At 54.3% G+C, this 842-nt stretch carries 1 rRNA gene; it reads right to left on the bottom strand.

The features are described 5' to 3' along the window. A 23S ribosomal RNA gene (locus tag L6990_RS11805) occupies positions 1-842 on the bottom strand; the annotation flags it as partial.

Genomic DNA, 842 nt, shown 5'->3' with positions numbered 1-842 from the left:
AATGTAAGCCTTCGGACTATTAGTACCAGTCAACTCCACAGGAATTCCCCGCGTCCATACCTGGCCTATCAACCCCATCATCTATAGGGATCCTCACACACCCAAATGGTGCTAGGAAATCTCATCTCAAAACAGGCTTCCCGCTTAGATGCTTTCAGCGGTTATCCCTCCCGAACGTAGCCAATCAGCCATGCACCTGGCGGTACAACTGACATACCAGAGGTTCGTCCGTCCCGGTCCTCTCGTACTAAGGACAGCCTTTCTCAAATTTCCAACGCGCGCAGCGGATAGGGACCGAACTGTCTCACGACGTTCTGAACCCAGCTCGCGTACCGCTTTAATGGGCGAACAGCCCAACCCTTGGGACCAACTCCAGCCCCAGGATGCGACGAGCCGACATCGAGGTGCCAAACCATGCCGTCGATATGGACTCTTGGGCAAGATCAGCCTGTTATCCCCGAGGTACCTTTTATCCGTTGAGCGACGGCCATTCCACAATGTACCGCCGGATCACTAGTCCCGACTTTCGTCCCTGCTCGACCTGCCAGTCTCACAGTCAAGCTCCCTTGTGCACTTACACTCAACACCTGATTGCCAACCAGGCTGAGGGAACCTTTGGGCGCCTCCGTTACTTTTTAGGAGGCAACCGCCCCAGTTAAACTACCCATCAGGCACTGTCCCTGACCCGGATCACGGGCCGAAGTTAGACATCCAGAGCGACCAGAGTGGTATTTCAACAACGACTCCACCAACACTAGCGTGCCAGCTTCAAAGTCTCCCACCTATCCTACACAAGCCACACCGAACGCCAATACCAAACTATAGTAAAGGTCACGGGGTCT

The organism is Rothia endophytica (genome assembly GCF_928381505.1).
Classification (GTDB): domain Bacteria; phylum Actinomycetota; class Actinomycetes; order Actinomycetales; family Micrococcaceae; genus Rothia; species Rothia endophytica_A.
This window is presented reverse-complemented; position numbering and strand designations above follow the sequence as displayed.